At 47.3% G+C, this 14420-nt stretch carries 11 protein-coding genes; 4 read left to right on the top strand and 7 right to left on the bottom strand.

Features of this window, described 5'->3' with window-relative positions:
- Positions 1 to 18: 18 nt before the first annotated feature.
- Positions 19 to 528, top strand: coding sequence for a DinB family protein (locus MHB85_RS05995; protein ID WP_105600771.1), 510 nt, complete (start codon positions 19 to 21; stop codon positions 526 to 528).
- 11 nt (positions 529 to 539) lie between these two features.
- Entirely contained in the window at positions 540 to 1109 is a 570-nt protein-coding gene (locus tag MHB85_RS05990) for a YdeI/OmpD-associated family protein (protein WP_105600772.1), read from the top strand.
- Between the two features lie 135 nt (positions 1110 to 1244).
- Here MHB85_RS05990 and MHB85_RS05985 read toward each other — a convergent pair whose 3' ends face one another.
- Complete coding sequence (locus tag MHB85_RS05985) at positions 1245 to 2117, bottom strand: helix-turn-helix domain-containing protein (RefSeq protein WP_445739028.1); 873 nt, start codon at positions 2115 to 2117, stop codon at positions 1245 to 1247.
- A gap of 167 nt (positions 2118 to 2284) precedes the next feature.
- On the opposite strand from MHB85_RS05985, the gene MHB85_RS05980 reads away from it, so the two are divergent.
- Positions 2285 to 3799 carry a glycoside hydrolase family 43 protein gene (locus tag MHB85_RS05980; protein ID WP_192132964.1) on the top strand — a complete coding sequence of 505 codons (1515 nt, stop codon included), beginning with the start codon at positions 2285 to 2287 and terminating at the stop codon, positions 3797 to 3799.
- A gap of 315 nt (positions 3800 to 4114) precedes the next feature.
- Positions 4115 to 6415 (top strand): helix-turn-helix domain-containing protein, encoded by a 2301-nt coding sequence (locus tag MHB85_RS05975; RefSeq protein ID WP_192132962.1) that lies wholly within the window; start codon positions 4115 to 4117, stop codon positions 6413 to 6415.
- A gap of 196 nt (positions 6416 to 6611) precedes the next feature.
- Here MHB85_RS05975 and MHB85_RS05970 read toward each other — a convergent pair whose 3' ends face one another.
- The 6 genes from MHB85_RS05970 to MHB85_RS05945 all read right to left on the bottom strand — a co-directional run bounded on the left by MHB85_RS05970 (position 6612) and on the right by MHB85_RS05945 (position 14386).
- Positions 6612 to 7664 carry a glycosyl hydrolase family 18 protein gene (locus MHB85_RS05970; RefSeq protein WP_192132961.1) on the bottom strand — a complete coding sequence of 351 codons (1053 nt, stop codon included), beginning with the start codon at positions 7662 to 7664 and terminating at the stop codon, positions 6612 to 6614.
- A 5-nt stretch (positions 7665 to 7669) separates the two neighbouring features.
- Positions 7670 to 8917 carry a transglutaminase domain-containing protein gene (locus MHB85_RS05965; protein WP_341072611.1) on the bottom strand — a complete coding sequence of 416 codons (1248 nt, stop codon included), beginning with the start codon at positions 8915 to 8917 and terminating at the stop codon, positions 7670 to 7672.
- Positions 8914 to 10305, bottom strand: a complete 1392-nt coding sequence (locus MHB85_RS05960; protein WP_341072610.1) for a transglutaminase domain-containing protein — start codon at positions 10303 to 10305, stop codon at positions 8914 to 8916. The genes MHB85_RS05965 and MHB85_RS05960 overlap by 4 nt, the downstream gene beginning before the upstream one ends.
- Positions 10306 to 10312: 7 nt before the next feature.
- Positions 10313 to 11335 carry a carbohydrate-binding family 9-like protein gene (locus tag MHB85_RS05955; protein WP_341072609.1) on the bottom strand — a complete coding sequence of 341 codons (1023 nt, stop codon included), beginning with the start codon at positions 11333 to 11335 and terminating at the stop codon, positions 10313 to 10315.
- A gap of 63 nt (positions 11336 to 11398) precedes the next feature.
- A complete protein-coding gene (locus MHB85_RS05950) occupies positions 11399 to 12685 on the bottom strand; it encodes an alpha-L-fucosidase (protein WP_341072608.1) in 1287 nt (428 codons plus the stop codon).
- A gap of 105 nt (positions 12686 to 12790) precedes the next feature.
- Positions 12791 to 14386 (bottom strand): extracellular solute-binding protein, encoded by a 1596-nt coding sequence (locus MHB85_RS05945; protein ID WP_091015558.1) that lies wholly within the window; start codon positions 14384 to 14386, stop codon positions 12791 to 12793.
- Positions 14387 to 14420: the final 34 nt, after the last annotated feature.

The following is a 14420-nucleotide window of genomic DNA, read 5'->3' as shown; positions in this document are numbered from 1 at the left end:
TAAAGGAGACGATCATTCATGAATCATCCGGAACAAATGTATAACTACAACGCATGGGCTAATCAAACCATCCTGAACAGAATCAAAGAACTTCCCTCTTCTGTGCTGAGTCAGGAAGTGAACAGTTCATTTCCAACCATCGCCCATGCCCTCAGCCATATCTACGCAGTGGATAAGATGTGGTATCTGGTGTTAACGGGCACCGGTATGCCCGAGGCACTCCAGGCATGCATGCCTCTCAATGGTGAAATTCACGGTTCAATAGATGAGTACATGCAAATGTTTGCCGATCTGTCGGCACAATACAGCGAATGGCTCCAAGGCCAAACTAATCTTGAACAAACCGTGCTGCTCGATAATCCATTTGCCGGCGTCCGCGAAACCAGCTTATCGGAAATGGTATTCCATCTGGTCAATCACGGGACCTACCACCGAGGCAATGTGTCTACCATGCTGCGTCAGTTGGGGCATGCCTCCGTCATGAACGACTATTCTCTCTTCTGGTATCAAGAACCGGCTCAAGTATAGACAACGATGCGATGGAGAATGTACATTGTATCCCCGTGACATCGAGGGAAGAATTGAGAAGTTGGTTGCAGGAGCATGGAAAAGTCCAGAAATCTTGCTGGGTCATGGTTAGCTTGAAACCCACTCCGGATACTCTGCTGTATTTGGATGTGGTTGAGGAGTCGCTATGCTTTGGCTGGATCGATGGGGTCAAAAAGAAAATATCCGAGACTCGATTGGCACAGAGATTATCTCCCCGAAGCAAACGTAGCTCATGGACAGAATTGAACAAGGAACGTGTCCGTCGACTTGAAAAGTTGGGCTTCATGCATGACGAGGGTAGAGAGGTTCTTCCTGTTATGGAGCCAAATGCTTTCATAATTGATGGTGTGATCGAACAAAGGCTGAAAGAAGACCATCAGGTTTATGCAAATTTCATGGCCTTCCCTAACCTGTATCAAAACGTTCGGATCGATACGATCCAAAGTGTTAAGAATCAGCCAGCATTATTCCAGAGCAGATTAGATAAGTTCATAACCAACACAAAGGAAAATAAAATGTACGGTCAGTGGCATGATCACGGACGGCTTCTGGATTATTAAAAACCCTTGAAAATACGAAAGCAGGACCTCCTCGTAAGATGGTCCTGCTTATTTTTTTGGATTTATACGTTGGCGAATCTCGGCCCAGAATTTCTGTTCACCTCTCCCGGCTCACACATCATATTCATTCGGGTGTTAATGATTCTGCCTGTATGTTTTGGGAGACTTACCAAAGGCTTTCTTGAACTGGCGGGTGAAATAATTACTGTCGTTAAATCCACATTCATACGAAATTTCCGTGATGGACAGATTCCCGTTTTTCAACAAATGACAAGCCTTCTCCAGACGCAACTTCTGCAGATAAGAGATCGGGGTCATCTGATAATAGGATCGAAAAATCCGGTTCAGATGCCTTATGGAGATATTCGACTTCCCCGCAATATCCTCCAACGACAGTGGCTCCAGATAATGATCTTCAATAAATGAAATGGCATTGGCCAGATGCATCAGATTATTACCTTCAATCCCTTTCTCCTGCGTATCATATTGTCTCGATAAATAAACAACCATCTCCGTAAGACGTGAGATCAACATCGTCTGATACCCTTGCTGTTTACTCTGATACTCCTCAATCATGAACGATATCAGTGATTCCACATACTCCAGACTGGAAATGGATAACGAAAGTTTACTCGGAAATGATTGAATATTACGATAAAACGGTTCCAAAACAAACAACGCCTGAAAGCCGTTAGATTTTCTCAGATCGGGACCGGCCGAAGCAAGCATCTCGAGACTGAACATAATATTACAGATCCTAAAATCATGAGGGTCTTTATACGCATGATGGGTGTCGCCATTAATCACAAATGCGTTCCCTTTTTTAATAAAAAATTCTTCGGTGTTCACCACATGGGTTGCATGACCATTCAGAACAATCACAAGTTCCGTAAAATCCATATGATTATGAAGCTCCATGTCCTCAACATGTCCACCGTACTGAATAAAAAACGGAAATTGTTGATGATCCGAGGTAAACCATCTCAAATATGCATTACTCAAAAGCATTCCCCTCCGCAAACCATGTTGGGTTGAATGTCTATATCATGCTATTCGAGGACCGAAAAATCAAGGTTGGAAATGATTGAAGACGATATAATGCCCCTTGTAGCAAGGATATCTCTCATACGTCCAGGTCCATATTACACTTTCGACATGAATAGGAGCATAACATGATGAAATATACCAATCCGGTCATTCCGGGGTTTTATCCGGATCCAAGTATTTGCCGTGTAGATGAAGACTATTATCTGGTAACCAGTACCTTTGAATATTTTCCTGGCGTGCCCATCTTCCATAGCAAAGACCTTGTGAACTGGCGACAGATCGGCCATGTCCTCACAACAACGGAGCAACTCCCTCTAGCAAACGCAGGCAACTCTGGCGGCATTTTTGCCCCAACACTGCGGTACCATGATGGCTGGTTCTATATGACAACAACCAATGTCAGCGGCGGCGGGAATTTTTATGTACGTAGTGCCCAGCCCGAGGGACCATGGTCTGCTCCGATTTTTGTTGATCAGGGCGGCATTGATCCCTCTTTTCTCTTTGATGAAGATGGACATGTGTATTTTCAAACGGCCTGTAACGGCGATGAAGGCGAGGGCATCTATCAGTGTGAGATAGACATCACGACCGGAGCCAGACTAACGGATAGCCGATTAATCTGGACCGGAACCGGAGGCGCAGCCCCCGAAGCTCCCCACATGTATAAAATAAATAACCTCTACTATCTGATGATCGCCGAAGGTGGAACCGAGTATGGTCATATGGAGACCATTGCTCGAAGCACAGAGCCATACGGACCATTTGATCCGTGTCCTCATAATCCAATTCTGTCCAATCGAAGCATGAAAACCAGTATCCATGCAACTGGACATGCAGACCTTATCCAGATCCAGGATGGAAGCTGGTGGGCCGTATGTCTTGGCCTTCGTCCAGCAGGTTACCCCATGCGGCACCATCTGGGACGTGAAACGTTCCTGGCACCTGTCACATGGACGGATAACGATTGGCCGACAATTGGTGTTGATGGACATATTGAACCGGTGATGACTGGACCTTCATTGCCTCAGCACCCTTGGTCACCTCAGGCTGCCCGGGATCATTTTGACGAACCAACCTTGGACATGAACTGGATCTTCTTGCGGAACCCGGCTCCGAATAGTTGGACACTCACAGAAAATCCCGGACAACTCATCCTGCGGGGGAATTCGGTATCGCTCGATGAGGGTAGAAATCCAGCCTTTGTTGGGCGTCGATTGAGCCATTTCTTATGCAATACGGCCACCGAGCTGTATTATGAGCCAAATGCGAGCGGTGAGGAAGCTGGATTAACCTTATTTATGAATGATAAATATCATTACGATTTGGCTGTAACACAGGTCGATGGGCAGAAGAAAATCGTATTGCGACGAACCGTCGGCTCTATGCGAACCGAACAGGTGCTTGACTGTGACAAGGGGCCGGTTGTATTACAAATCAAGGCTGACCGTAATCACTTCACGTTCCTCTACCAGCAAGGTTCATCCGATGCCATTGAAGTGGGTTCAGGAGAAACACATCTGTTATCTACCGAAGTGGCGAGTGGTTTCACTGGTGTGATGATCGCCATGTACGCTTATGCTCCATCGGAGGAGTCTACACCTGCAAGTTTCGATTGGTTTGACTATGAACCTCTGAACGAATAATCGTTTTAACTCCTATATTCAGTAATAGAAAATATAATATATGATCAGCTAAAATTATCCCCTTAAAGTAGATACTCTTTGAAAAGCCTTGTGTGGTAGCATAAGGAAATGAGTGAACTTTGAGGGGATTTTGCTATAACTATATCTTTCTTACGGATTGCACTGGAATTTATAAAAGAACCATTGCTTTATTAGAGTAGTTCTCCTAGTATTTTTAGAAGGAACACCCCAGCAGCTACCATCTTGGCAATACCTTCACTGCCCATATGATAGCGCTATCGCTGCAGCACGAAAGAAAAACGGGAGGTTGCAGATATGAAATGGAATCACTTCAAGTCCAAGCTTCTGTTTAAGTACACACTATCCTATATCTCCATTTTCCTTATCCCTCTTGTTATTTTAACCATCATTATTTATCACAACGCTGTGGACACGCTCCGTTCAGAGATTGAACAGACCAATGTCAATCAGCTCACTCAAGCCAAAACGGTCATTGATGATCGCATGAAGGAACTCCAAGACATCGCTTTTCGCATCGCCTACGATGAGCAGTTAACGCGGTATTGGACCCACCATCCGTACTATAGTCGGGAATCAATCGGCGCATTGGTCAAATACAAAGCCACCAGTTCCATTATCGATGAGTTATTCCTGTTCTTCCGTGGAGATGATAACATCTATTCTTCTCAAGGCTCTGAGAACCTGGATGTATTCACTGGTCGCTACAAATTTACTACGTGGAACAAAACAGACATGATCCGGGATTTGAATAACGTACAGTCCCCCACGATACGTCCAGCGGAGCAGGTCGTCCAAGGAACCAGAATACCCAATTCCATGCTGGCCTACCTTGTACCGATTGCACCTAACAATACGCCCGCCCATGGAACCGTCATGTACCTGATTCACGAGTCCAATCTGACGGGCCTAATTGATTCCATCCTCAGCGACTATCACGGGATGACTTATATTTTCGATAATTTCGGGCAAGTACTTGCAGCCAATTACAAGGGAGAAATCATATCCGAACAGGAAGTTAACGCTCTGTTTGCTCTTGAACCCGGAACGCACAGCATCTCCTTAAATCAAGAACCACATTCGGTTGTATCCGTTAAATCGGATGCGGGTTGGACTTATGTAACCGCTATGCCCAGCAACCAATTTTTTAGCCGAATCGTTCATATTCGCACCTTTGTTGTTCTTGTTTTCTCCTTCATGGTGGTGATGGGCACGTTCCTCGCCATTATGTTGGCCCGAAGACAGTACCATCCGATTTCAGACTTAATGGAGTTCATTCGGTTGAAGAATGATCCTGATCCATCCTCCACCACCAACGAGCTGGAATGGATTAAAAAAACACTGCATGATTATAGTCAGCGCGTAGATCTTCAGGAGCCCTATGCTCGCAATCATATTTTGCTCATGTTGCTGAAGCACGGTCACACCGGAGATTTTCCCTCTGAGTTTACGGATAAGCTTGGCATACGCTTTAACCGATCCCATTATTTTGTCATGATCATGGGCTGGGAAATGCATGCTTTTCCTATCGGTGATAACCCCGAGCAACCTACTGTCATGCAGCTGATGAACGATGTGGAGCTGCCCGAGTTGTCCGCTTATGCTTACGGCGTAGAGCTGCCACAGGCAGACCAATTGGCCCTTATCGTGGGATTCGATGCCGAAATTGAGCATGAAGGTAGCCTGAATACCCGTATGGAGCCTATCGTTGAAAAACTGCAATGGATGGTGACAGAACACACCGGGGTCGCGCCCGCAATCGGGATAGGCAATCGGTACACTTATCCGAAACAGCTGAATCAATCCTACATTGAGGCCTCGACCGCTCTGGAAGCATCGATGCTGCATGGACAGGGCACCAGTACATATTTTAACAACCTTTCCGGTTCCGATGTACAGGATTCTTCCTTCTGGGTCCCTAAGGATGTGTTATTAAAGCTGGTTCAGAGCTTGAAACAAGGCAGCTATGATGTGGCGGTTCAGATGGTGTCAACTGCGTTGAATACCCTGAAATCCGAAATGCCGTCTGTACCGCTGCTGCGTTGCATCTGCTTTGATATTCTGAATACCATGCTCAAAACCGCTTCGGAGCTTGGAATCCATCATGTGGTTGATCAACTTCCAAGGATCACTTCCTACGACTCGTTGGAGGATTTGGAGAAAAAACTGACAGGCCTCGCCGCCGAAATCTGCGCCCATGTCGAGGCGAAGAGTGAGACGGAAGAAAGCTCTCTTATGGATGAAATCGTTGCTTATATCGATGCCAATTTCTCTGATTATGATCTCAGTTTAGGTACGATTTCATCGAAATTCACGATCTCTTCATCCTATTTCAGTCGTTCTTTCAAAGAAAAGATCGGCATGAACTTTACCCAATATATCTGGCAGAAACGGATGGATGAGGTCATTCGACTATTACTGCATACTACCGATCCGTTAAAAGATATCATCACGTGTGTCGGTTACCTGGATACACCAAACTTCATCCGCAAATTCAAAAAAGAGACGGGTTATACCCCAGGGCAATACCGTAAAATGCACCGTCCCAACGGCTCCGCCGATTCCCCGGATGATGATGACGAGGAATGTACTGGATAAAGGGAGATATCGTCTCTGTGATGGTTACATCTCAGAACAGTAAACAATGTATATGAGAGCGAATAACAGTGCCTGATTCATTAGAAAATAACGCAAACAAGGGGCCGTCCTATACGTCATGCTCATGACGTATAGGACGGCCCCTTCGTATGTTTTTAGTTCGAAGAAATAATCTGATTCGTCGCGCCCGGCGGCCTTATCCGCTTTCCCCAGCCGGAAGAACCTTCAGCCCTTGATGTACTGCACCCAGCAAACGGTGAGTCGGATCACAGCCGTACTCCCAGAACATGATGCCGGCCAGACCTTGCTCCTTTACGTAAGCACATTTGCATTGGATCGATTCTTCGTCATCATACGATATGAGGCTGGACCCATTGAACAGAAATGGTGCACAGGCTTCCTCATCCCAATAACGATTGTAACCATTCTTGTTAATGTACTTCGCTTCCAGCTCGGCAAATGACGGACCGTAGCCGCCTGTGCTACCAGCTATTTGATGGAGCCCGTGGTTTCGGTCAGGAACCTCATTCCAGATCCGGGAATAGAACGCAGCTCCGATCACAATCTTCTCCTTCGGGACACCAGCGCGAACAAACAGGGCCACGGAAGCATCCGTACTAATTCGAAACAGATCTCCTGTTGGCGTGTACAGATTCGTATGGTGTCCGGTCAGAACCTGAAAACCGCCGCGCATATCATAGGTCATCAACTGCACGTAGTCCAGGTACTGCTGCACCTCGGCCATCTCTGTACCATCAACGTAGTATTGATCAGCCCCTGCTGCAATGGTGAGCAGATAATGACGGCCATCCTCTTCTCCCTTCGCACTCAGTGCCTTCCGCATTGTTTTGAGAAGTAAGGTGAAATTCCGTTTATCATCTGGGCTGGATGCAATACCGGCTTCACCGTAACAAGGATATTCCCAGTCCAGATCGATCCCGTCAAAAGGATATTCCTCCAGCGCCCTAAACGCCGATGCAGCCATGCTGTCCCTTCCCGCCTGGGTTGAGGCGGCTTCGGAAAAACCGCCAGCGCTCCATCCGCCTACAGACAACAGCACTTTAAGATTTGGATGCTCCAGCTTGATGTTCTGGATCACATGGCCATTTTTTAAATGCTCGGTAGTGATTGCATCATTCTTGACATGTCCGAAGGCTATGTTCAGATGTGTTAACTTCGACAGATCCTCATGTGTCATGTCAGGAAGAACTGAATCAACGGCATAACCCGCAGCAATATATTTCATCACTCTCTTCACTCCGATCCAATCGATGATTGAGATATCGCAGCAGCAATCTGCAAGGCTTCCTTCCCGGTACCAATCTTGTACCCGGAAGCCGAATAACGAACTTGATGCAGAGTATCCAGCACAAATAGATGTGGATAACCCGCTTCATAAGCCGCAGGCTTCGAAATGAAGCCAGACAAGGAAGCATAACTGGAATCTTGTACAAAAACCGTACGTACAGGCAGCTTTGGATAACCAACAGGGTCAAAAGAAGCGTTCCATTCCATATCTCCGATCATGAGTACGATTGGAATACCCAACTTATCCAGCGGCTCTGCCAGCTCGCACAGTTCACGAATCAGATGTTTGGTCGGTTCCCGCTCCGGTTCAATCCAGGCAGCAATGGCACCCTCCGATCCCAGAAGTTCCTCCAGTTCTACCTCTGTACCATCCAGACGGGTCAGTATACTTCCTGGTGCCAGTTTACCCAGTACAGGAATATCAACCTCAGTCTCACGATAAGACAAGACAACCTCAGTGGTATCTCCAGCGTTCACGGTAAAGTAAACGAATCGTACTTTTGCCGTTCCATCTTTCATCCGAATGCCTGTCGTTAAGCGATAAGCTCCTGCCTCAACCTCATATGGCTCACTATAGACATCCGTACTGCCATAAGGATAAATCAACGTCTTGTAGACGCCATCTTCCAGAAGGGCAAACGAGAAATTTTCGAAATAAGATGCTTCAGGTGTATCCTGCGGAACTTTTATATCCCTATGAAGATGGAGCATTCCCCAGCTTGTGCTCTTTTGAGTTTGAGGTGAGGTGAGACTAAACACTGCATCCTCCCAGCCTTTGTCACTTAGATACTGTGGTTTCTGTGCGCTCGGATGTAATCGGGCTGGAATACCCAAACTGCGACATACAGCTACAAACAAAATATCCAGCGACTTAGAGTCTCCCTTCATTAGACTAAACGTCCCTATTGGATTCCCTTTGCCTTTTAGATTAGGAAGATCTTCATAGTACTCATATTGCTGTTCCAGCATTCGGGCAAGTGTCGAGGGATTCTCCCTGAACGCTGCCGCCTCATCTGCCGAAAAGGCATTGTGGAATATACCTCGATAAGGGACCAGCATCTCATAGGAAATCCGCGGACACAGGATGTATCTCACAAATGTATCTTCCGCCCAAGATCCTTGCTGCGAGAGCGCACCGATCAGATGATCATCCAGCGTCTGGCGAAAAGTATCAATTAAATCTTTTTCATTCATCGACTCCAGCAACCGGAGCGGCCACTCACCGTATGGATTGGAACGTTCCTCCAGGAAAGCAGCAATTTCCCGGCTGTTCCCCCGTGCCTTACGGAGAATATCCCATACACGTAAACGGAGGGAAGTCCAACCCCTTTAGCTAACGAGACAGCTTCCTCCTCACTCAGGAAAGTGTCTTCGTACCTGCCACGGATCTGCGCTCCTTCCTCCAGACGACGGTTGTGTTCCTGCATCTTCTCTTCGGGTAACGCAGTCCCGACCTCTCCTTTCCCTTCAGGCGGAGGGACCATATCGAAATCTGCACTCCCTGTAGGCTGCTCTGCCGAGTCTAACACCAGTTCGATAACCTTTTTTTCCTGAGCCTTGAATAGGATCTCACTCCACTTGCCGCCGCTAACTGCACGAATCAAAAGGTCACCACAGCCAGTCTTAAAGGTCGCTTCCCCTTGTGCATCCGTCCTAATTTCGGCAATCGGATAGAATTCAGCCGTATTGTACAGCTCAAAACGAACACTCGCGCCGGGTACGGGCTCTCCCTGTTCATTTTTCACCTTCACATAGATGTTGCGTGTGGGCGCATAGTTCTCAAGCAAATTAATTTCCGTAAATCCCTTTTCCGAGAGCGTAATATCCTCTGGTCCGGGATAGTCGGCATAGATCCTTGTATTAATCAGCATGGCCCTGCGGGCTGGCGGGCTGAACCATCCTTGGTTCAGACGGGCTTCCGGCTCACATGCCCCGATGTAATACCATTGACCATCTGCCCAGGCTTCTACCCAAGCATGATTGCTGTCGCAGTGAGCCCAGCGCGGCGTATAGACCTGACGGGCAGGTATACCGATGCTGCGAAGAGCGGCCACCGCCAGCGTAGATTCTTCGCCGCATCGACCACGAGCATTCCGGATCATCGTCAGCGGTGATATCGTGCGCAGATCACTGCCAATATAGGTCGCTTTCTCATGACACCAGTAATTGGTCTCCAGAATGGCATCAGCCATGGATAACTTCGCTGTCCGCTCGGCTAATTCGTCATAGATCAAACCGCGAAAATCTTCAATATTTTCCGTATTTATGCGATAAGGCAGTACAAAATGAAGGAACAAATGATCAGGAACGCGTTCTCCCCAAGGCACACGTTTGCGAGTGTCCAAAGCCCGTCGCACATGACTTAAGAACAAGTCCCCGTTATAATCAGCCATGTCGTTTACCGGCATATAGGCATAGACAACCTTCAACGCCCATGCCTCTTCATGCGTTAGCTCCTGCTGAAAAACATGAAACAATTCCGATTTGCGGGCCTCTGCAAAACGTACCTTCTCCTGGAACTTCTGCTCGATTCTCTCCAATGACTGTGCATCAAGGGAAAATGCCAAGGTTTGGCTGGTCATTGCATTCTCACTCCTTCCACAGCTTTCCGTCTTCCCGAATACAGATCAAGGCCGTCCCGTCCAAAGACGGCGCAGTAATCTGGAACAGGCTGCGAGTCGTTTCAATAACAGGCTCACAACTCCATGATTCCTCACCCATAAGCAGCTTCACATCCTGTGTAAATTCACCATGGGTTTCATAATAATTACGTTCACGGTAATAGAGCTTGCGAAGCTCCCATTTGATTCGTTCGTCTTCCGGCAACTCAAACGACTGATCCGTTCCGTCATCCGAGAATACAACATAACCCCATAACTCCGGGTAATGCATGTTGATAATACCCATAGGTGACCACACCCAGTTGTCCTCTGGATAAGGTTTGCCCGTCTCCGGATTCAGCACCTTGCGGTATTCACCGTCCTGTACCTCGGTCTGCCACTCCACACGTGAGAAGTTGACACGCCAGAATTCACCCGGCGCAGGTGGACGGTTTCCTTCGGCACATTCCTTTAGACTGGTCCAGGGAATTGCAACTTCCACGCTCCATTTCCGGTTCTCTGCACCAGGTCTGTTCAGTTCCCCATCGATATATACGGCCGTCTTGAGACCGTTGATATCCCAACCGTTAACCGGAGGCCCACCATCCCGATAAGGCTTCACTAATAACAGGTCCCATACGGTATTGAGCGCATTGATCTCGAACTCATAATATTGATGGGAATCCCCGTCGGGATCGATAAAAATCTCGAAGTCATTATCATAAAAAATAACGGAATCACGCTCAGTCAGGGTAGCCCATATCTGATCTTCCATCAGCTCGGCAGCAAAGTAGAAATAGTCGTCATCCCACAGCATTTTTACCTGCGTCTGTTTCTCTGGCTTTGGACGAATATCACCTTCGATATCAACGAAATCATCTGTCCAATGGGCCGTATCCCAAAATGCCTTATCCACACGGCCGTCTAATACCAACGGTTCCTGCGCACGCTTGCATATATAATGTTTGGGAGCATACTCAATCTTGGGCTCTGGCACTCCACTTCTGTTCATGTCACTCTCTCCAATTCGTAAGGGAAGGCATGCATCTATCGGCACACGCCCTCCCCCTAATAGTTAGTTATGGGTGACAACGGCTCCAGCGCCGCCGTACATTTCCAGCTCCTCATCGAATTCGAGCTTAAGAACGGTCACCTGTTCATGTGTGTCCTCCGGGGTCATCTTAATCCACGTTGTTCCCGGGATATTGAACCATGGCACGCCTCCATGAATCTCATGATGAAGTTCTTTGCCCGAATGCAGCACGGTAATTTTCTTGATCGGATTGCAGAGACCTTTGATGCACACATTCTCTTTTGGATCGTCATACACAAACAGGTACAGCGTCTTTCGATCCTCGGATACGGTGCTTCCCCCCAGATAATAGCGAGGCATAATGCCTTCACTCGTGCCGAAGACCGCCTCTTCATGGGTTCGGATCCAAGCTCCCAGCCCAAGCAGAATATCCTCCTGCCTCTGATCGATGGTGCCGTCTTCACGCGGACCGATATCCAGCAACATATTACCGCCCATCGAAATACAATCACAGAACATCCGAATGATCTGATTCAAGGATTTATATTTATGATCGGTTGGCACATAACCCCAAGATGTATTGATTGTGGTGCAGAATTCCCAAGGTCCCTCCGGTCTTGTAATCGGAATGCCCTGCTCAGGCGTTTTGTAATCCCCATAACCTTGAAGGCGGGAGTTGATGATGATATCCGGGTTAAAAGATTGAAGATAATGCTTGAACTCCGGCAGATTCCACTGTTGGGCGCTCCGTTCCCAGTCCCCATCAAACCACAGCAGATCCACCTTTCCGTAATTTGTTAAAATCTCTCCCAGTTGATGGTTATTAAATTGCAGGAACTTCTGCCACTTTGCCTGATCCTGAACGCCGTCCACAGGACTTGAATGCCGGTTGACACTACTGAGATCCTCCGGTACTTTTCCACCTTCATACACGCTAGGATAATCCGGGTGTGACCAATCAATCAGCGAGAAATACATCCCCAGATGAATGCCCTTTTCCCGAATCGCTTCCGCATATTCCTTCACAATGTCACGATTCGCTGGTGTCTGTTTGACAACATTGAGGTCACTATATTGCGTATCCCATAAAGCAACGCCATCATGATGCTTCGTTGTCAGCACCGCATACCGGGCTCCAGACTTTTCAATCAGGTCCGCCCACTTCTCCGCGTTGAATTCCGAAGCCGTAAACCCATCCAGTTGATTCATATATTCGTCGTAGGACATCCTGCCATTATAGAAGGACCAAGACTCCGCAACCCCGTCTACCGCATAGATGCCATAGTGGATGAATATCCCCAGTTTGGCCTCTTCAAACCATTTCTGCACAACGGTCCACCTCCCCCGAGAATTCTTATATGCGAAAAATTTAATGCAGCTAACATTATTGAAGCTAACTGCTGTCTTTCTGCATGGGATGTACCTCGATAGGCTTTATTGCCCCGAATTCCAGCGGTCATATGCCCCCTGATACAGTTCGATGATACGGTCACTGCCCATTTTCTTCATCTGTGCAATGTACTTATCCCAGTTCTCAAGTGGTTCCTGGCCGGTCACAAACTTCGCTTCCATCTGTTTAACGTACGTATCCAGGTCAGACAATAGAGCGGTTGCTTCGCTTTGCTCTTCATTCGTCAAATAAACGTTAGGAAATGGTGCTTTTCCGATAGGTACCAACTTCTCTTGATTCTGCTGGTCAATCCACTCATCAAATTCGGTGCGAAGACCCTTCGCTACTTCGGGATCATTAATGCCAGGTGTCAAGATACCAAAGTTCGGCGTGATTTTACCGCGGTATTCCTCACGATCCCCACCCCCAGGAACGGGAAGCCACTCTTTTACGTGATTTTCCTTGTCTTTGAATTGCCATAACACACCTTCCGGACCTTGATTGAACAGAGTCGCACCTTCATAGCTGTACAAGTAATCGATCCATCGCATCGTCGCCTCAGGTGACGGGTTACTGCTCGTAATAGCAAAGGTACCGCGAGCCGACATACCCGGGTGTTTGCCGTATACCGGAGAGTCTGCTACCTCACTCTTCACGGGTGTCATCAGCGGATGATCCGTGCTAGGTTCACCACCGAGCGTGAAGTATGGATGGTAATCGTTGAACAGTGCAAGTTTGTTGCTTTCACCTTTAGCTTTTTTCTGATCGCCTGTTTGAGAGAAGGTCTCATGATCCAGCAAATCTTCCTTCCACAAGCGATTCATGAATGTCAGATACCCTTTATAACCTTCTTCTTGATAAGGGTAGTGAACTTTTCCGTCCTTATCAGAATAGATGCCTTCGTTGTACATTCCCCAGAAGCCGAAGAAAAACATGCGAAGATCATCCAGTTTTACAGAAGTCAGCGGAATTTCATCTTGCTGGCCATTACCATTCGGATCTTCTTCTTTTACACGCTTGAGATACGTATACAATTCTTCCGTGGTCTTAGGCTCTTCAACATTAAGTGCCTTCAAGAATTCCCCGTTGTACCACATTGGGCCTCTATACCACACGGCGGCTTTATCAATGAATGGGAGTGCATACATATGCCCATCAGGTGTTGTAAATGATTTGCGGACATCCGGGTTCTCATCGAGAATCTTTTTGATATTCGGGGCGTAACCCTCGTCAATGTATTTTTCCAACGGGATCAGAATGCCCTGACTGCCATATGTCACCTGCTCAGCTGGCTTGAGGTCCGCAGCATAGAACATATCGGGCAAGTCTCCGCTCGCGAAAACCAGATTTTTCTTCGTTTCAAAGCTGTCGATTGGTGAGAGCTGGTACTCCAGCTTGATGCCCGACAATTTCTCCATTTCTTGCAGCACAGGCATCGTGCTCCAATCGGCTACGCCCGCATCCTGAGACATGACCTTTAACGTTAGCGTTTTGTCTACAATGGGGAAACCTTCTTTTTTGACCCCCTCTACTTTGGAGGTCGTGCTTCCGTCTTCATTGGTTGAACCACAAGCTGCAAGCAATGTTGCGAATAAGGTGAGACAGAGTGTAATGGATGAAGCCTTGCGAAGCTTTTTCATAACAACAACTCCCCTTGTTTAATGTGGTATATGG

Source organism: Paenibacillus sp. FSL K6-4396 (assembly GCF_038002525.1).
In the GTDB taxonomy this organism is placed as follows: Bacteria; Bacillota; Bacilli; order Paenibacillales; family Paenibacillaceae; genus Paenibacillus; species Paenibacillus amylolyticus_B.
Note: the sequence above shows the minus strand (reverse complement) of the source record. Positions and strands in the feature narration are given on the sequence as shown.

Bases quoted from the DNA above. Each gene is read 5' to 3' on its own strand.
- MHB85_RS05995 (WP_105600771.1), top strand. From the start codon at position 19: ATGAATCATCCGGAACAAATGTATAACTACAACGCATGGGCTAATCAA.
- MHB85_RS05990 (WP_105600772.1), top strand. From the start codon at position 540: ATGGAGAATGTACATTGTATCCCCGTGACATCGAGGGAAGAATTGAGA.
- MHB85_RS05985 (WP_445739028.1), bottom strand. From the start codon at position 2,117: ATGCTTTTGAGTAATGCATATTTGAGATGGTTTACCTCGGATCATCAA.
- MHB85_RS05980 (WP_192132964.1), top strand. From the start codon at position 2,285: ATGAAATATACCAATCCGGTCATTCCGGGGTTTTATCCGGATCCAAGT.
- MHB85_RS05975 (WP_192132962.1), top strand. From the start codon at position 4,115: ATGAAATGGAATCACTTCAAGTCCAAGCTTCTGTTTAAGTACACACTA.
- MHB85_RS05965 (WP_341072611.1), bottom strand. From the start codon at position 8,917: ATGAATGAAAAAGATTTAATTGATACTTTTCGCCAGACGCTGGATGAT.
- MHB85_RS05960 (WP_341072610.1), bottom strand. From the start codon at position 10,305: ATGACCAGCCAAACCTTGGCATTTTCCCTTGATGCACAGTCATTGGAG.
- MHB85_RS05955 (WP_341072609.1), bottom strand. From the start codon at position 11,335: ATGAACAGAAGTGGAGTGCCAGAGCCCAAGATTGAGTATGCTCCCAAA.
- MHB85_RS05945 (WP_091015558.1), bottom strand. From the start codon at position 14,386: ATGAAAAAGCTTCGCAAGGCTTCATCCATTACACTCTGTCTCACCTTA.